The 15,813-nt window shown below is 77.5% G+C and carries 20 protein-coding genes; 14 read left to right on the top strand and 6 right to left on the bottom strand.

The genetic code is table 11. The features are described from left to right. Positions 1-3: 3 nt before the first annotated feature. The 4 genes from ACFO3M_RS06425 to ACFO3M_RS06410 are packed head-to-tail and all read left to right on the top strand — an operon-like array spanning position 4 to position 4,194. Positions 4-396 (top strand): holo-ACP synthase, encoded by a 393-nt coding sequence (locus tag ACFO3M_RS06425; protein ID WP_387987683.1) that lies wholly within the window; start codon positions 4-6, stop codon positions 394-396. Further along, positions 393-1,847 carry an NAD(P)H-hydrate dehydratase gene (locus ACFO3M_RS06420; protein WP_387987681.1) on the top strand — a complete coding sequence of 485 codons (1,455 nt, stop codon included), beginning with the start codon at positions 393-395 and terminating at the stop codon, positions 1,845-1,847. The genes ACFO3M_RS06425 and ACFO3M_RS06420 overlap by 4 nt, the downstream gene beginning before the upstream one ends. Beyond that, positions 1,844-2,974, top strand: coding sequence for an alanine racemase (gene alr, locus ACFO3M_RS06415; RefSeq protein WP_387987679.1), 1,131 nt, complete (start codon positions 1,844-1,846; stop codon positions 2,972-2,974). The genes ACFO3M_RS06420 and alr overlap by 4 nt, the downstream gene beginning before the upstream one ends. 20 nt (positions 2,975-2,994) lie before the next feature. Continuing rightward, positions 2,995-4,194, top strand: a complete 1,200-nt coding sequence (locus tag ACFO3M_RS06410; protein WP_387987677.1) for an alpha/beta fold hydrolase — start codon at positions 2,995-2,997, stop codon at positions 4,192-4,194. Positions 4,195-4,198: 4 nt separating this feature from the next. Here the strand turns inward: ACFO3M_RS06410 and ACFO3M_RS06405 are convergent, their stop codons facing one another. Further along, the gene (locus ACFO3M_RS06405) at positions 4,199-5,008 is read right to left on the bottom strand and encodes a TIGR04222 domain-containing membrane protein (protein WP_387987675.1); all 810 of its coding nucleotides are present in this window, start codon (positions 5,006-5,008) and stop codon (positions 4,199-4,201) included. On the opposite strand from ACFO3M_RS06405, the gene ACFO3M_RS06400 reads away from it, so the two are divergent. From ACFO3M_RS06400 to tsaD, 7 genes are all read left to right on the top strand, one after another. Then, positions 4,898-5,497 carry a uracil-DNA glycosylase gene (locus ACFO3M_RS06400; protein WP_387987673.1) on the top strand — a complete coding sequence of 200 codons (600 nt, stop codon included), beginning with the start codon at positions 4,898-4,900 and terminating at the stop codon, positions 5,495-5,497. The genes ACFO3M_RS06405 and ACFO3M_RS06400 overlap by 111 nt on opposite strands. After that, positions 5,494-5,943: a tRNA (adenosine(37)-N6)-threonylcarbamoyltransferase complex ATPase subunit type 1 TsaE gene (gene tsaE / locus ACFO3M_RS06395; protein ID WP_387987671.1), complete on the top strand. Its 450-nt coding sequence runs from the start codon at positions 5,494-5,496 to the stop codon at positions 5,941-5,943. Before ACFO3M_RS06400 ends, tsaE begins: the two co-directional genes overlap by 4 nt. Positions 5,944-6,016: 73 nt before the next feature. Continuing rightward, positions 6,017-6,730, top strand: a complete 714-nt coding sequence (locus ACFO3M_RS06390; protein WP_387987669.1) for a hypothetical protein — start codon at positions 6,017-6,019, stop codon at positions 6,728-6,730. A 242-nt stretch (positions 6,731-6,972) separates the two neighbouring features. Continuing rightward, entirely contained in the window at positions 6,973-7,338 is a 366-nt protein-coding gene (locus ACFO3M_RS06385; protein ID WP_387987845.1) for a GNAT family N-acetyltransferase, read from the top strand. An 11-nt stretch (positions 7,339-7,349) separates the two neighbouring features. After that, on the top strand, positions 7,350-7,985 hold the full coding sequence (tsaB, locus tag ACFO3M_RS06380; protein ID WP_387987667.1) for a tRNA (adenosine(37)-N6)-threonylcarbamoyltransferase complex dimerization subunit type 1 TsaB: 636 nt from the start codon (positions 7,350-7,352) through the stop codon (positions 7,983-7,985). Between the two features lie 73 nt (positions 7,986-8,058). Continuing rightward, positions 8,059-8,526, top strand: a complete 468-nt coding sequence (gene rimI, locus ACFO3M_RS06375) for a ribosomal protein S18-alanine N-acetyltransferase (protein ID WP_387987665.1) — start codon at positions 8,059-8,061, stop codon at positions 8,524-8,526. Further along, positions 8,519-9,556, top strand: coding sequence for a tRNA (adenosine(37)-N6)-threonylcarbamoyltransferase complex transferase subunit TsaD (gene tsaD, locus ACFO3M_RS06370; protein ID WP_387987663.1), 1,038 nt, complete (start codon positions 8,519-8,521; stop codon positions 9,554-9,556). Before rimI ends, tsaD begins: the two co-directional genes overlap by 8 nt. Here the strand turns inward: tsaD and ACFO3M_RS06365 are convergent. From ACFO3M_RS06365 to ACFO3M_RS06355, 3 genes are read right to left on the bottom strand one after another with little or no spacing between them, the layout of a single operon-like run. Then, on the bottom strand, positions 9,546-10,031 hold the full coding sequence (locus tag ACFO3M_RS06365) for a Clp protease N-terminal domain-containing protein (protein WP_387987662.1): 486 nt from the start codon (positions 10,029-10,031) through the stop codon (positions 9,546-9,548). The genes tsaD and ACFO3M_RS06365 overlap by 11 nt on opposite strands. Then, a complete protein-coding gene (locus ACFO3M_RS06360; protein WP_387987661.1) occupies positions 10,031-10,273 on the bottom strand; it encodes an RNA polymerase subunit sigma-70 in 243 nt (80 codons plus the stop codon). The genes ACFO3M_RS06365 and ACFO3M_RS06360 overlap by 1 nt, the downstream gene beginning before the upstream one ends. Positions 10,274-10,305: 32 nt before the next feature. Continuing rightward, positions 10,306-11,520: a THUMP-like domain-containing protein gene (locus tag ACFO3M_RS06355; RefSeq protein ID WP_387987659.1), complete on the bottom strand. Its 1,215-nt coding sequence runs from the start codon at positions 11,518-11,520 to the stop codon at positions 10,306-10,308. A gap of 183 nt (positions 11,521-11,703) precedes the next feature. On the opposite strand from ACFO3M_RS06355, the gene groES reads away from it, so the two are divergent. After that, complete coding sequence (gene groES / locus ACFO3M_RS06350) at positions 11,704-12,012, top strand: co-chaperone GroES (RefSeq protein WP_110005357.1); 309 nt, start codon at positions 11,704-11,706, stop codon at positions 12,010-12,012. Between the two features lie 105 nt (positions 12,013-12,117). After that, entirely contained in the window at positions 12,118-13,761 is a 1,644-nt protein-coding gene (gene groL, locus ACFO3M_RS06345) for a chaperonin GroEL (RefSeq protein ID WP_387987656.1), read from the top strand. Between the two features lie 158 nt (positions 13,762-13,919). Here the strand turns inward: groL and ACFO3M_RS06340 are convergent, their stop codons facing one another. Beyond that, positions 13,920-14,219 carry a WhiB family transcriptional regulator gene (locus ACFO3M_RS06340; RefSeq protein ID WP_387987654.1) on the bottom strand — a complete coding sequence of 100 codons (300 nt, stop codon included), beginning with the start codon at positions 14,217-14,219 and terminating at the stop codon, positions 13,920-13,922. A gap of 245 nt (positions 14,220-14,464) precedes the next feature. Here ACFO3M_RS06340 and ACFO3M_RS06335 point away from each other — a divergent pair, with 245 nt between their 5' ends. Further along, the gene (locus ACFO3M_RS06335; protein ID WP_456901378.1) at positions 14,465-15,199 is read left to right on the top strand and encodes a response regulator transcription factor; all 735 of its coding nucleotides are present in this window, start codon (positions 14,465-14,467) and stop codon (positions 15,197-15,199) included. Between the two features lie 64 nt (positions 15,200-15,263). Here ACFO3M_RS06335 and ACFO3M_RS06330 read toward each other — a convergent pair whose 3' ends face one another. After that, positions 15,264-15,656: a DUF5319 family protein gene (locus ACFO3M_RS06330; protein WP_387987652.1), complete on the bottom strand. Its 393-nt coding sequence runs from the start codon at positions 15,654-15,656 to the stop codon at positions 15,264-15,266. Between the last annotated feature and the right edge of the window lie 157 nt (positions 15,657-15,813).

Below are 15,813 nucleotides of genomic sequence, written 5' to 3'. Positions count from 1 at the left end.
CCGGTGATCGTCGGGGTCGGGATCGACGTGGTCCCCGTGACCCGTTTCGCCGAGTCGCTGGAGCGCACCCCCGGGCTGCGGGACCGGCTGTTCACCGCGGACGAGCAGACGACGCCGTCCGGCAGCCCCCGCACCGCGGAGTCGCTGGCCGCGCGGTTCGCCGCCAAGGAGGCGGTCGCCAAGTCCCTCGGCGCGCCCGGTTCGCTGCACTGGCACGACGTCGAGGTCATGGTCGGCGAGCGCGGCCGCCCGCACCTGGAGGTGCGCGGCACGGTCGCGAAGCGGGCCGCGGACCTCGGCATCAGCAGCTGGCACCTCTCGCTCAGCCACGACGGCGGCATCGCGTCGGCCGTGGTCGTCGCCGAGGGCGGGGCCGGGCGGGAGGGGGCGCCGTGATCGGGCTGTCCACCGTCGCGGAGGTCCGCGCCGCCGAGGACGTGCTGCTGGCCCGCACCCGCGAGGGCGCGCTCATGCAGCGGGCGGCGACCGGCCTGGCCACCGTCTGCCTGCGGCTGCTCGGCCGGGCGCCCGGCGCGCGGGTCACCGTCCTCGCCGGCGGCGGCAACAACGGCGGCGACGCGCTGTTCGCCGGCGCGCGGCTGGCCGCCCGCGGCGCCCGGGTGACCGCCGTGCTGCTCGCCCCGGACCGCGCCCACCCCGCTGGGCTGGCGGCGCTGCGCCGCGCCGGCGGGCGGGTGACCGGCCCGGACGGGCCCGACGGGCTGGACCGCGCCGACCTCGTCCTCGACGGGATCGTCGGCATCGGCGGCCGCGGCGGGCTGCGGCCGGACGCCGCCCGGCTGGCCGACCGCGCCGCCACCGGGCCGGGCACCACCGTCGCCGTCGACGTGCCGAGCGGTGTGGACGCCGACACCGGCGCGGTCGAGGGCGCCGCGTTCGCCGCCGTCCACACGGTCACCTTCGGCGCGGTGAAGCCCGGGCTCGTCGTCGGCGAGGGCCGCGGGTACGCGGGCACGGTGCACCTGGTCGACATCGGCCTGGGCCCGCACCTGGCCCCGGCGCGGGCGCACCAGCTCACCGACGACGACGTCGCCGCGCACCTGCAGCCGCCCGGCGACGTCGACGACAAGTACTCCCGCGGCGTCGTCGGGATCGTGGCCGGCTCGGCCACCTACCCCGGCGCCGGGGTGCTGTGCACCGGGGCGGCGCTGCGCACCCGGCCGGGGCTGGTCCGCTACGCGGGCACCGCGGCCGAGGGCGTGCGCGCCGCCTGGCCCGAGGCGATCGTCACCGCGGGCCGCCCCGGCGACGCCGGCCGCGTGCAGGCCTGGGTGGTCGGCCCGGGCACGGGCACCGACGACGACGCCCGCAGCGTGCTCGCCGAGGTGCTGGCCACCGACCTGCCGGTGGTGGTCGACGCCGACGCGCTGACGATGGCCGCCCGCGAGCCGGACCTCGTCCGCCGCCGGGCCGCGCCCACCGTGCTCACCCCGCACGACCGCGAGTTCGAGCGCTTCGGCGTCGCGGTCGGCGCCGACCGGGTCGGCAGCGCCCGCCGGCTGGCCGCGGACCTCGGCGCGGTCGTGCTGCTCAAGGGCAGCGCCACCGTCGTCGCGGACCCGGGCGGGACCGCGTTCGTCAACGGCACCGGCACCCCGGAGATGGCCACCGCCGGCACCGGGGACGTGCTCTCGGGGATCCTCGGCGCCCTGCTGGCCACCGGCACCCCGGCCGCGGAGACCGCGGCGGCGGCCGCGCACCTGCACGGCCGCGCCGGTCAGGTCGCCGCCGAGACCGGGCCGCTGGTCGCCGGCGACATGGTGCGGCGGCTCTCCGAGACGGTGGGCCGGGTGCGCGGCACCGGCCTGCGAGACTCGGGGGTGTGAGCGAACCCCGGGCCGAAGTGGTCGTCGACCTCGACGCGATCGCGGCGAACACCGCCGTGCTGCGCGAGCGGGTCGGCCGGCCGCTGATGGCGGTGGTCAAGGCCGACGGATACGGGCACGGGCTGGTGCCCGCGGCCCGGGCGGTGCTGGCCGGCGGTGCCGACGCGCTCGGCGTCGCCGTGCTGGAGGAGGCGCTGGCGCTGCGTGCCGCGGGGGTGACCGCGCCGCTGCTGGCCTGGCTGCACACCCCCGGCACCGACTTCGCCCCGGCGCTGGAGGCCGACGTCGAGCTGTCGGTGAGCGCGGAGTGGGGGCTGGCCGAGGTGGTCGCCGCCGCCCGCGCCACCGGCCGGGCCGCGCGGCTGCACCTGTTCGCCGACACCGGCCTGTCCCGCGAGGGCGCCACGACGGCCGACTGGCCGGGCCTGGTCGCCGCGGCCGCCCGCGCGCAGGCCGACGGCGAGGTCGAGGTCGTGGGGCTGTGGAGCCACATGGCCTACGCCGACGCGCCGACCCACCCGACGATCGGCGCCCAGGTGCGGGTGTTCGACGAGGCCGTGGACCTCGCCCGCGGGGCCGGGCTGGACGGGCGCCGGCACCTGGCCAACTCCGCGGCCACCGTGGCGCTGCCGGACACCTGGTACGACATGGTCCGACCCGGCGTCGCCCTCTACGGCCTGGACCCGCTCGGCGGCGACCCGGCGGTCCACGGCCTGCGGCCCGCGATGACCGTGCGCGCGCGGGTCGCGCTGACCAAGCGGGTGCCCGCGGGCGTCGGGGTCTCCTACGGCCACACCTACTCGCCGGTGACCGAGACCACGCTCGCGCTCGTGCCGGTCGGGTACGCCGACGGGGTGCCGCGGGCGGCGGGCAACCGGGCGCCGGTGCTCGCCGGCGGCGCCCAGCGCACCATCGCCGGGCGGGTGTGCATGGACCAGTTCGTGCTCGACGTCGGCGACGCCGCCGTGGCGCCGGGCGACGAGGTGGTCCTCTGGGGTCCCGGCGACCGGGGCGAGCCCACCGCGCAGCAGTGGGCCGACGCGGTCGACACCATCCACTACGAGCTGGTCACCCGGGTCGGCGGGCGGTTCACCCGCCGGCACGTCGGGTCCGCGGGGGCGGTCTGATGGCACGCAGCAGGGGACCGGTGCGGCGCGCGGCCGCCCCGGCGCGGTCCGGTGTCGCCGGGGCGCTGGAGCGCCACCCGGCCGCCGGGGTCGCCGGGGCCGTCGTCGGCCTGGCGGCGGCGACCACCGCCGTCGGCGTGGCCGTCGCCCGGATCGCCACCCGGCGGGTGCGCGCGGAGCGGCTGAGTCCCGCCGGGGCGCTGCCGGAGGGCGCCACCGCCGCCGAGCTGCGGGAGGACGACCCGCTCGGCCCGGCCTCCCGCCGGGCCGACCGCACCGCGCTGGTCCAGGCCGACGACGGCGTGCTGCTGGCGGTGGAGGAGGTCGGCCCGCTCGACGCGCCGCTGACCGTCGTCTTCGTGCACGGCTACACGCTGTCGATGGCGTCGTGGACGTTCCAGCGGCGGTCGCTGGGCGCGCAGCTGGCCACCGCCAACGGGCACCGCCCCGCGGCCCGGCTGGTGTTCTACGACCAGCGCGGCCACGGGGGCTCCACCCGGGGCCCGGCCGAGAACTCGACGATCGAGCAGCTGGCCCGCGACCTCGCCGCCGTCGTCGAGACCCGGGTGCCCGAGGGCCCGGTCGTGCTCGTCGGCCACTCCATGGGCGGCATGACCGTCATGGGCCTGGCCGAACTGCACCCGGAGCTGTTCGGCACCAAGGTCGTCGGCGCGGCCCTGGTGTCGACGTCGAGCGGCAACCTGGCCGACCTCGACTTCGGCCTGCCCGAGTTCCTCACCCGCCTGCGTGCCGCGGTGCTGCCGGTCGCGGCCTGGACGATGCGCCGCCGGCCGGCGTTCGCCGAGCGCACCCGCCGGCTGGCCGCCGACGTCGTCTCCGCGGCCACCTGGTCGCTGTCGTTCTCCTCCACCGACGTCGACCCGCGGTTGGGCCGCTACGTGGACGCGATGATCGGCGGCACGCCGGTCGACGTGATCGCGGAGTTCTACCCGGCGCTGGCCGGCCTCGACGAGACCGGCGCGCTGCAGCCGCTGCGCAGCGTGCCGACGCTGGTGCTCACCGGTGACGCGGACAAGATGATCCCGAAGGCGCACAGCGACACCCTCGTGGAGCTGCTGGGCGGCGAGGGCCCGATGGTCGAGTACGTCGTCGTGCCGGACGCCGGGCACCTGGTCCCGCTGGAGCGGCCCGAGGAGGTCACCCGGGCGCTGTCCGGCCTGCTGCGCCGCGTCGCCGCCGGGGTGCCCGTCCGGGACTGAGCCCTCAGCCGCGGGCGTCGTACAGGCGGCCCATCAGCTCCTCGCGGGTGCGGTGGGCGGCCTCGCAGCCGTCGGCGAAGGTCAGCTCCCACGGCGTCCCGGCGCCGGGCACGACCGGACGGCGCGGGGGCGCCACCACCGCCGCCCGCAGCGCCGGGTCGGGAAGCCGCTGCACGCCGTCGAGCGCCACCCGCCGCACCGGGTCGCCGTCGCCGGCCCGCGCGTCCCGCAGCAGCCGCCGGCCCGCGGCGGTCGGGCCGAGCAGCCGGCCGAGCAGCCCCTCGTGCCGCAGCCGCCGCACGACCTCGGTCACCCGGTCGTCGCCGAGCGCACGCCAGCGCACGGTCTCCACCGAGCGGCGGCCCCGCGCCCCGACGGCGTCGAGGACCGCGGCCTCGACCGGGTGCCGGCGCCGCGGGGAGACCACCTGCAGCTCGCCCGGGGCGACGGCGCGCACCCGGCCGGTGACCACCAGGGCGACCAGCGCGGTGTCGACCACCCGCTGCGTCCCGCCGGCGAGGCAGGCGACGTCGTACACGTCCGGTTGCGGCGTCATGGCGGCTCCTCCCGGCGCGGGGTCCCGAGCACAGGGTGAGGCTCCCGGGCCGCGGAGGGAAGCCCGGAGGCCCGGCCGCAGCGGCCCCCGTAGGGTCGGCGCGTGGCCGCCTCCCGTCCGCCCCGGTTCGACGCCGAGACCCGGGCGATGGCCGAGGAGGTCGCGCGCACCGCCGCCGCGGCCGCCGGCTGGCCGGAGCTCGCCGCGGCCGCCACCCCCTGCGTCGCCTGCCCCGAGCTGGCCGCCACCCGGCAGCACGTCGTCGTCGGGGACCCGCCGGTGCGCGGCCGGGCCCGGTTCGCGCTGGTCGGGGAGGCGCCCGGCGCCAACGAGGACGAGACCGGCCGGCCCTTCGTCGGGAAGTCGGGGCAGCTGCTGGACCTGCTGCTCGCCGAGGCGGGGCTGGACCGCGCCGAGGCCGCGGTGCTGAACATCGTGAAGTGCCGGCCGCCCGGGAACCGGACGCCGAAGACCTCCGAGGTGGCCCGCTGCAGCGGCTGGCTGCGCCGCCAGCTCGAGCTGCTCGACCCGCCCGTCGTCGTGGCGCTCGGGCTGTCGTCGGCCAAGTGGTTCCTCGGGCCGCGGACCGTGCTCGCCGAGGCCCGCGGCCGCCCGCACGACGTCGGCGGCCGCGCGGTCTGGGCGACCTACCACCCGTCGGCGGCGATCCGGTTCGGCCCGGCCGGGGCGCCGCGGGCGGGGCTGCTCGAGGACCTCACCTCGGTGGCGCGGAGCCTGGCCCCGTGAGGCGCGAGCACGAGCTGCCCACCCCCGAGGACACCCGGGCGCTGGGCGCGGCGCTCGCCGCGGTGGTGCGGCCGGGCGACCTCGTCGTCCTCACCGGCCCGCTGGGGGCGGGCAAGACCGCGCTCACCCAGGGCCTCGGCGCCGCGCTCGGGGTGGCCGAGCCGGTCACCTCGCCCACCTTCGTCATCGCCCGCGTGCACCGCGGCGGGCGGCTCCCGCTGGTGCACGTGGACGCCTACCGGCTCGGCAGCGTGGCCGACGTCGACGACCTCGACCTCGACGCCTCCACCGAGGAGTCGGTGACGGTGGTCGAGTGGGGCGCCGGGCTGGTCGAGCGGCTGGCCGACGAGCACCTCGAGGTCCGGCTGGACCGCCGCGACGACGACGTCCGCACCGCGGTGCTGGTCCCGCACGGCCCCGGCTGGGAGGCGCGCCTCGACGGCTGAGGACCCTTCCCGGATCGGGATCGGGCGGATTTCAGTCGCGGCCGCACCCTGCCGATGAGCGGACGTGCTCCCCGTGTCCACGACCTCCGTTCCCTCCGCCGGCCGCGGCGCCTCGACGACCGGCGCGCCCGCCGGGTGCGATCCGGGTGCAGCGGGCCGCCGCCTCCTGCGCCGGGTCACGACCGCCGCCGTCGCCGCCGGGCTCGTCACGCTCACCGCGGGCTGCGCGGACGCCGGTGTCGGCGCCGCCGCGCAGGTCACCCCGTCCGCGCCGGCGACCGCCCCGCCGACCGTCAACGGCCTCGCCGTGGAGCAGGAGGCCGCCGCTGCCGCCGTCCGTGAGGCGGAGCGCGTCGCCGCCGAGCAGGTGGCCGCCGAGCACGTTGCCGCCGAGCGGGCCGCCGCCGAGCAGGCGGCCGGCGAGGCCGCAACGGGTGCCTCGCGGCAGACCGCCCCGCCGCAGCCGGCGCGGGGCTCCTCGGGCGCTGCGGCGACGCCCTCCCGCCCGGCGTCGACGCCGGCCTCCGCCCCCGCACCGGCCCCCGCTCCCGCCCCGGCTCCCGCGCCGCAGCCGCAGGTCGACTCCTGGGTGAGCCTGACGGGCAAGTCGTGCACCTTCGACGGCAGCACGTACGTCATGGCCTTCACGATCGTCTGGTCCGACGGCCACACCGCGCGGGTCGGCAGGTACACCTCCAGTGGCCCGTACATCGCCAACCTCTACACCGACTACGCGGGTGAGGACCTCTGGACGGTGGTCCCGGAGGACCAGGAGTTCGCCTGCTGACCGGCGACCCCACGCCGACGGGCGGTCCTCGGACCTGCTCCTGCCCGTCCCGCCCCGGGCACCGTGCGGGTGTGGACGGACGTCGCGGGAGCTGTCCGGATCGGTCGCCGTGACGCCGCGGGTCGAGGTGCCGGCGCTGAGCGGCCCGGTGCTCGCGGCCCTCGCCGACGGCGACACCACCCCGGCGCCGGTCCCGCTGCCGCCGGCGTTCGCGGGCCCCGGAGTAGGCGCCGGTGTGGCGGATGCGGGCCGCGCAGGTGGCCGCCGACCCGTCGGCCGCCGCGTGGGTGACCGGCGTCGTCCGGGACGTCGCCCGCGGCCCGGCCGTCGGCCGCGCCGGCTTCCACGGCCCGCCCGACGCCCGCGGGACGGTGGAGATCGGCTACGCCGTGCTGCCGGAGCACCGGCGCCGCGGCTGCGCGCGGGCGGCCCTGGCCCTGCTGCTGGACCGGGCGCGGCGCGCGCCGGGCGTCGCGGTCGCCCGGGTGTGCACCGCGCCGGGCGACGCGGCGTCGCGGGCGGTCGCGCTCCCGTTCGGCTCCCTCGAGGTGGGGGAGCAGGTCGACGGGGTCGACGGCCCCGAGGTCGTGTACGAGCCGTCGGTCTAACCTGGCGAGCCGTGCTCGTCCTCGCCCTCGACACCGCGACCCCCACCCTCGTCGCCGGGGTCGCCCGCCGCACGGCCGGCGCCGTCGAGGTGCTCGCCGAGCGGGCGGTGCCCTCGGGCAACCGGCACGCCGAGCTGCTCGTCCCCGCCGTCCGCGAGGCGCTGGCCGCGGCCGGGCTGACCCTCGCCGACGTCGGCGCCGTCGTCGCGGGCCTCGGCCCCGGGCCCTTCACCGGCCTGCGGGTCGGCGTCGTCACCGCCGCGGCGCTCGCCGACGCGCGCGGCGTCCCCGCGGTCGGGGTCTGCTCGCTGGACGCGGTCGGCTCCGGGCGCCGCACCGTGGTCACCGACGCCCGCCGCAGGGAGGTCTACTGGGCCGCCTACGACGACGCCGGCGCGCGGGTGGACGGTCCCGGCGTCGTCCGTCCCGAGGAGGCCGGCCTCCCCGGCCCGCTGGTCGGCGACCCGCGGTTCGCCGACCGGCTGGGCGCGCCGGTCGAGCCCGCCGAGGTGACCACCGCCGGGCTGCTGCGCGCGGCGGCGCCCCTGCTCGACGACCCGTCGTCGGCCGGGCCGCTGGTGCCGCTCTACCTCCGCCGCCCCGACGCCGTCCCGCCGACGTCGTTCAAGCCGGTGACCACCACGTGAGCGGGCTCGTGAGCTCGCGCGGGGGCGGAGCACCGGCGGTCGCCGGGCCGACGAGCGCCGGCGAGGAGGTCCGGTGAGCGTGCGGCTGCGGCCGATGCGGCTGGCCGACCTCGACGCGGTCCTCGCGCTGGAGGAGGAGCTCTTCGCGCCCGACACCTGGACCCGCGCGATGTACCGCGACGAGCTCGCCCGCACCGACACCCGCCACTACCTGGTCGCCGTCGACACGGACGACGGGGACGAGGGGGCCGTGGTCGGCTACGCCGGGCTCATCGCCTACGACGACGAGGCGCACGTGGCGACCATCGGCGTCGCGCGCGACCGGCAGGGTGAGGGGATCGGGGCGCGGCTGCTCGACGCGCTGCTCGCCGAGGCCGACCGGCGCAGCCCGGTGGTGCTGCTCGAGGTGCGGGCGGACAACGAGCTCGCGCAGGGCCTCTACCGCCGGCGCGGGTTCACCGAGATCGGCCGGCGGCGCGGCTACTACCAGCCGAGCAACACCGACGCGGTCGTGATGAGGAGGGAGAGGCTCCGTGGCTGACGAGCCGCTGGTGATCGGGTTCGAGACCTCCTGCGACGAGACCGGCGTCGGCGTCGTCCGCGGGCACACGCTGCTCGCCGACGCGCTGGCCACCTCGATGGCCGAGCACGAGCGCTTCGGCGGGGTCGTGCCGGAGATCGCCTCGCGGGCGCACCTGGAGGCGATGGTCCCGACGGTGCACCGCGCGCTGGCCGAGGCCGGGGTGTCCGCCGCCGACGTCGACGCCGTCGCCGTCACCGCCGGGCCCGGGCTCACCGGCGCCCTGCTGGTCGGGCTGGCCGCCGCCAAGGCGTACGCGCTCGCGCTGGACAAGCCGCTGTACGGGGTGAACCACCTGGCCGCGCACGTCGCCGTCGACGAGCTGCAGCACGGCCGCCTCGCCGAGCCGTCGCTGGCGCTGCTGGTCTCCGGCGGGCACAGCTCGCTGCTGCTGGTGCCCGACCTCGCCCAGGAGGTGCAGTCGCTGGGCCGCACGATCGACGACGCCGCCGGCGAGGCCTTCGACAAGGTCGCGCGCGTGCTGGGCCTGCCCTTCCCCGGCGGCCCGCCGATCGACCGGGCCGCGCGCGAGGGCGACCCGGCGGCGATCGACTTCCCGCGCGGGCTCACCGGCCCCCGCGACGCGCCCTACGACTTCAGCTTCTCCGGGCTGAAGACCGCCGTCGCGCGGTGGGTCGAGGCCCGGCGGAAGGCGGGGGAGCCGGTGCCGGTGGCCGACGTCGCGGCGTCGTTCCAGGAGGCGGTCGCCGACGTGCTGACCGCCAAGGCGGTGCGGGCCTGCCGCGAGCACGGCGTCGACCACCTGGTGCTGGGCGGGGGAGTGGCGGCCAACTCGCGGCTGCGGGCGCTGGCCGAGGAGCGCTGCGCGACGGCGGGGATCGTGCTGCGGGTGCCCAGCCCGCGGCTGTGCACCGACAACGGCGCGATGGTCGCCGCGCTCGGCTCGCGGCTGGTGGCCGCCGGCGTGGAGCCGTCGGCGCCGGAGCTGGGCGCCGACAGCTCGCTGCCGATCGACGTCGTCAGCCGCTGACGGCGCGGGCCGCGTCGCGCAGCCGGGCGCGGTCGACGCCGAGGTCGGCCAGCGCGCGGACCACCGTGCCGCGCTCGAGGTCGCACACCGCGGCGACGACGTGCGCGCCGCGCAGCGGGGAGCGCGCCGCCTTCGCCGCCGCGACCGCCGCCCGGAAGACCTGCTGCGCCTGCGGGGTCGAGCGCATCGGGCCGGTGGCGGGTCCGCGCAGCGCCGGCTCGCCGGTCGCGGCGCCGACCCCGACCGTCCCGGCCGCGGCGGCGTGCGCGGCCTCGTCGGCGGCGCGCAGCCGCTCGGCGGCGGTCCCGACCCGGGCGAGCGCGGCGGCGGCCGTGCCGTCCGGGAGCGCGGTGGCCGCGAGCAGGAGGTGCTCGGGGCCGGGCGTCGCCTCCCCGCTGCCGCGTGCCTCGGCCTCGGCGCCGGTGAGCAGCGCCTCCACCGTCCGCAGGTCCCGCACCGCGGTGGCGATCCCCATCAGCTCTCTCCTCCTGGTCGGTGCCCGCGCCGCGCGCGGACCTCGGGGGCGAACCTCTTGTGGGCGGCCTGCGCGCTGATGCCGAGCGCCTCGCCGACCTGGGCCCACGTCCAGCCCCGGCCGACCGCCTCGACCACCGCCTCCACCTCGAGCCGGCCCGCGAGCCGGCGCAGGGCGACGACGGCAGCCAGCGCCTCCTCCGGGTCCTCGGGACCCGGCACGTCGACCCGTCCGACCGCCACGCTCGTCAACCTAGGTTGATGAGTGGATCCCGTCAACCCGGGTTGATGGCGCACACAAGGGCCGTGGGTGTGCCGGCGACCCGGGTGACGACGACGGTCGCCGTCCCGCTCCCCGGCCCGCGCAGCTGTCGCGCGAGGGTCTCCGGCTCGATCGCCGAGCCGCGCTTCTTCACCACCACCCGGCCCACGCCCCGGGTCCGCAGCAGCACCCGCAGCCTCTTGAGGTGGAACGGCAGCACCGCGTCGACGCGGTAGGAGGTGACCCAGGGTGAACCGGTCGCGGCGTCGGAGGTCAGGTAGGCGATCGTCGGGTCGACCAGCGTGGCGCCCAGCTCCGCGGCCACGAGCGACACGAGGCCCGACCGGATGACGGCGGGGTCGGGCTCGTGCAGCCACCCGCGGACCGGGCCGGTGTCGGCGGTGCCGGGGTCGGCGTCCGCGGTCAGCTCGTGCACCGCGCCGTCCCGGACGACGGTCGCCCGCCGCCACACCTCCGACACCCCGCGGCCCCAGAGCAGCGCCTCGACGACCGACCCGCGCACCGACACCCACTCGGCCTCGACGCCCTCGGGCACCCGGTCGTGGTCGAGCCCGGGCGCCACCTTCACCACCGCCCGCGGCACCCGGTCGAGCAGCGTGGCGACCGTCGACCACGGCGGGGACCAGCGGTCAGGGTCGAGCAGCCGTCGCCCGCCGCCCCGCCGGGCGGGGTCGAGGACGGCGGCGCCGCAGCCGGCCACCTCCCCACCGCGGGCGGCGTCCACCAGGTCGACGACGTCGCCGGCGACCACCCACACGTCGTCGTCCACCCCGAGTGCCGCGGCGTTGGCGGCGGTCAGCTCCCGGGCCACCGGGTCGCGGTCGACGGCGAGCACCCGCGCACCGGCCCGGGCCAGCGCGACCGTGTCGGTCCCGGCCGCGCAGCCGAGGTCGGCGGCGGAGTCGGTGCCGTCGGCGAGCAGCCGGGCGGCGCGGCGGGCGGCCAGCTCGGGACGGCCGGCCTGCTCGAGGGTGTCGGCGGTGAGGAACAGCCGGTCGGCGTCGGCGCCGAATACCGGGCGGGCCCGGGCGCGCAGCCGGGCCAGCTCCCAGGCCGGGCCGGCCAGCTCCGGGCCGACCTCGGCGCGCAGCCGGGCCACGCCCGCGAGCACGTCGGCCCCTTCCGCCAGCAGGGCCGCCGCCCGCGCGGTCGCCGCGGTCCCTTCCGGCGTGCGCAGGAGGGCGACCGGGCCGGCGTCGTCGGGCACGGCGTCCAGCCTCCCGCAGGGCGGCGTCGCCCGACCCGGCGACCCGGTTGAGGGGCTGGCACTCTCGTGGGTAGAGTGCCAACCGACACGGGCAGGCGCCTGATCCCCGCGACGGCAGGCCCGGCCCCCGTGCCACAGCATGAGAGACCACCCGCCGTTCGATCCCGAAGGGGGCGTCACCTCGTGACGACCGCTACCAAGGTCAACATCAAGCCGCTCGAGGACCGCGTCGTCGTCCAGGCCAACGAGGCCGAGACCACCACCGCCTCCGGCCTGGTCATCCCGGACACCGCCAAGGAGAAGCCGCAGGAGGGCACGGTCATCGCCGTGGGCCCCGGCCGCATCGACGACAACGGCAACCGCGTGCCGCTCGACGTCAACGTCGGCGACGTCGTCATCTACTCGAAGTACGGCGGCACCGAGGTCAAGTACGCCGGCGAGGAGTACCTGGTGCTCTCCGCCCGCGACCTGCTCGCCGTCGTGGAGAAGTGACGACACTTCCCCGCTCAGCCTGAAGCGACCGCCCCGGCGACCCGAATGACCGGGTCCCGGGGCGGTCGCCGTCTCACCCCGTAGCGATCTGATCGGAAGGGCCCCATGGCCAAGATCATCAAGTTCAACGAGGACGCCCGCCGCGCGCTCGAGCGCGGCGTGGACAAGCTCGCCGACGCCGTCAAGGTGACCCTCGGCCCGCGCGGGCGCAACGTCGTCCTCGACAAGAAGTTCGGCGCCCCGACCATCACCAACGACGGCGTCACCATCGCCCGCGAGGTCGAGCTCGAGGACCCGTACGAGAACCTCGGCGCCCAGCTGGCCAAGAACGTCGCCACCAAGACCAACGACGTCGCCGGTGACGGCACCACCACCGCGACCGTGCTGGCGCAGGCCCTGGTCAAGGAGGGCATGCGCAACGTCGCCGCCGGCGCCAACCCGATGGGCCTCGGCCGCGGCATGCGCGCCGCCGTCGACGCCGTGTGGGGCGCTCTCGACGAGGTGGCCACCCCGGTCGAGGAGCAGGACGCCATCGCCGGCGTCGCGACCATCTCGGCGCAGGACGCCGAGGTCGGCCGCCTGATCGGCGAGGCGATGGAGAAGGTCGGCAAGGACGGCGTCATCACCGTCGAGGAGAGCAACACCCTCTCCACCGACCTCGACGTCACCGAGGGCGTGCAGTTCGACAAGGGCTACCTCTCGCCCTACTTCGTCACCGACCAGGAGGCGATGGAGGCCGTCCTCGACGACGTCCTCGTGCTGCTGGTCCAGGGCAAGGTCAGCGCGCTGGCCGACCTCCTGCCGCTGCTGGAGAAGGTGCTCGGCAACGGGGCCCGCCCGCTGCTGATCGTCGCCGAGGACGTCGAGGGCGAGGCGCTGTCCACCCTCGTCGTCAACTCGATCCGCAAGACGATCAAGGTCGTCGCGGTCAAGTCGCCCTACTTCGGCGACCGTCGCAAGGCGTTCATGACCGACCTCGCCGTCGTCACCGGCGGCCAGGTGGTCAGCGAGGACGTCGGCCTCAAGCTCGACCAGGTCGGCCTCGAGGTGCTCGGCACCGCCCGCCGCGTCACCGTCACCAAGGACACGACGACGATCGTCGACGGCGGCGGCACGGCCGGCGCGATCTCCGACCGGGTCGCCCAGATCCGCCGCGAGATCGAGGCCACCGACTCCGACTGGGACCGCGAGAAGCTGCAGGAGCGGCTGGCCAAGCTGGCCGGCGGCATCGGCGTCATCCGGGTCGGCGCGGCCACCGAGGTCGAGCTCAAGGAGCGCAAGCACCGCATCGAGGACGCCATCGCCGCCACCAAGGCCGCGGTCGAGGAGGGCGTCGTCCCCGGTGGTGGCTCGGCGCTCGTGCACGCCGCCGCCGCGATCGACGCGCTGGACCTCACCGGTGACGAGCTGACCGGCGCCCGTGCCGTGAAGCGCGCCCTGGAGGCCCCGCTGGCCCGCATCGCCGACAACGCCGGCTTCGAGGGCCGCGTCGTCGTCAGCAAGGTCCGCGACCTCGGCGTGGGCCAGGGCTTCAACGCCGCCACCGGCGAGTACGGCGACCTGGCCGCCCAGGGCGTCATCGACCCGGTCAAGGTCACCAAGGCCGCGCTGGGCAACGCCGCGTCGATCGCCGCGATGGTGCTCACCACCGACTCCGCCGTCGTCGAGGCGCCGGAGGAGGAGGACGAGCACGCGGGGGCCGGGCACCACACCCACGGCCACTCGCACGGCCACGGCCACAGCCACTGAACGGTGCGGGCCCCGGGCGACGTCCCGGGGCCCGCACAGCACGAGAGGGCCGGTCCAGCGTCTGCTGGACCGGCCCTCTCGTTCGCGAGTGCCGGGTACGGCCCCCTGCAGGGTCCCGCCGCGAGCCTGCGAGTGGTGGGGAGGAGGGGGTCCTCCCTCTAGACCCCCGCGGCGACGGCGGCGGGCTCCGCGGCGATCAGCCGGGCCCGCTCCTCCTCGCTCATGCCGCCCCAGACGCCGTAGGGCTCACGGACGCTCAGGGCGTGCTTGAGGCAGGCCTCGACGACGGGGCACTTCGCGCACACGGCCTTGGCCGCGGCCTGGCGACGGGCCCGGGCGGGACCGCGCTCGCCGTCGGGGTGGAAGAACAGCGCGGTGCTCTCGCCACGGCAGGCGCCGTGCAGCTGCCAGTCCCACACCTCGGCAACGGGCGTCGGGAGACGGCGGATGTCGGCCATGTCGGTCCTCCTCGGCTCGGTGCGAGCCGGAGGGGGGCGGTCCGGTCGCACGGGAGCCGGTGCCCGAGGGGTCCCGGGGTCAAACACAGGGGGATCGGACATTTTCCCGGTCCGCGTCTCCCCCCGCAGGGTGATCACGGGTGTCGTGTCCCGTTCCCGCCGGTCATGGTCGTTCCAGGCCGTAGCCGTTCCGGGTCGTGGGGACCCGGGTGCCCTCCACGGCCGGGGGAGACGAGGAGAACCACGTGATCGACGACAGGATGCGCGGTCCGGGCCACGGGGCCACGACCGTGTGGGTGTACGACGAGCGCCGTCGTGTCCGCGACGACGTCGCCGCGCGCCTGGTGGCCCTGCCGTTCGTGGGCCGGGTCGAGGTCGTCGGGGACGCCGCCGCCCTCGTCCAGCGCCTGGCCACCCGCCAGCCCGACGTGCTGCTGGTCGGCACGCAGCGCGCGGTGGACACCGGCCTGACCGTCGCCACGCAGGTCATCCGCACCCACCCCACCGTCCCGGTGCTCGTGCTCGGCGCGCCCGACGACGCCGAGACGGTGCGCGCCGCGGTCGCCGTCGGGGCCCGCGGGTACCTCCGCTGGGACGCCAGCGCCCTGGAGATGGGCCTCGGCCTGTCCCGCGTCGGCCTGCGCGCCGACGGCCGCCCGCCGCAGCCGGCGCCCGCCCCGGTGCCGCTGAACTCCGTCGGCGCCCCCGTGCCGGCCTGGGCGACGCCGCTCAACGGCGCCGGGCCGCGGGTGGTGAGCACCCCCGTCCGCGAGGCCGCGCCGGCGGTCACGCTGTCGATGCGCGAGATGCAGGTGCTCACCGGGATGAGCCAGGGCAAGAGCAACGCCCAGATCGGCCGGGAGCTCTACCTGTCCGAGGACACCATCAAGACCCACGCCCGCCGGCTGTTCCGCAAGCTCGGCGCGAAGGACCGCGCCGAGGCCGTGGCCACCGGCTTCCGCCGCGGCATGATGAGCTGATCCGCACGAGAACGCAGCGAGGGGCCCCTCCGGCATCCGGAGGGGCCCCTCGCTGCGTCCTCGCCTAGTCGTCCCTGGCGTGGCGGCCGGTGCCGCCGGAGCCGGGCTCCTCGCGCTCGGCCATCGCGGCCACCCCGTCGGCGTAGCCGCTGGCGTAGTCCCAGCTGACGTAGTCGTCGGGGTCGGGGTCGAACGGCGGCTCGTGCCGGCCGGTCTGCCCCTCCTCGAGGAGCTGGCGCAGGTTGGCCTGCATCAGCGCCCAGTCGACGTGGTGCTCCTCGTCGCAGTCCGGGCAGTCGACGACGATGCCCTTGATCCCCGTCGGCTCGAGCAGGGTGCGGAACACCTCGAGCTCGGCCAGGTCGTCGAGGACGCCGGCCCGTTCCTCCATCGACAGCGGTGGCGGGTCCGACGGCGAGTCGAAGTCGGGCCCCGGGGCGTCGTCGAAGGGACTCACGGGTGCCTCCTCCCTCGTGCTGGCGGCGCGGGCGTCCCGGCCCGGACGCGCGGGCTCGCCCGTCCGGGGCACCACGGTAGCCGCCCGCGCCGACGGTTCCCACGCCCAGCGCCCGGCGGCGTCCCGGGCGCTGGAGCGCCCGGCCTACGATCGGGAG

This window comes from Geodermatophilus arenarius (assembly GCF_042654585.1).
Classification (GTDB): Bacteria; Actinomycetota; Actinomycetes; order Mycobacteriales; family Geodermatophilaceae; genus Geodermatophilus; species Geodermatophilus arenarius.
This window is presented reverse-complemented; position numbering and strand designations above follow the sequence as displayed.

Excerpts from the sequence above, each read along its gene's own strand:
- ACFO3M_RS06365 (WP_387987662.1), bottom strand. The coding sequence starts at position 10,031 with ATGGGGATCGCCACCGCGGTGCGGGACCTGCGGACGGTGGAGGCGCTG.
- ACFO3M_RS06340 (WP_387987654.1), bottom strand. The coding sequence starts at position 14,219 with ATGGCCGACATCCGCCGTCTCCCGACGCCCGTTGCCGAGGTGTGGGAC.
- groL (WP_387987656.1), top strand. The coding sequence starts at position 12,118 with ATGGCCAAGATCATCAAGTTCAACGAGGACGCCCGCCGCGCGCTCGAG.
- ACFO3M_RS06400 (WP_387987673.1), top strand. The coding sequence starts at position 4,898 with ATGGCCGAGGAGGTCGCGCGCACCGCCGCCGCGGCCGCCGGCTGGCCG.
- ACFO3M_RS06385 (WP_387987845.1), top strand. The coding sequence starts at position 6,973 with ATGCGGGCCGCGCAGGTGGCCGCCGACCCGTCGGCCGCCGCGTGGGTG.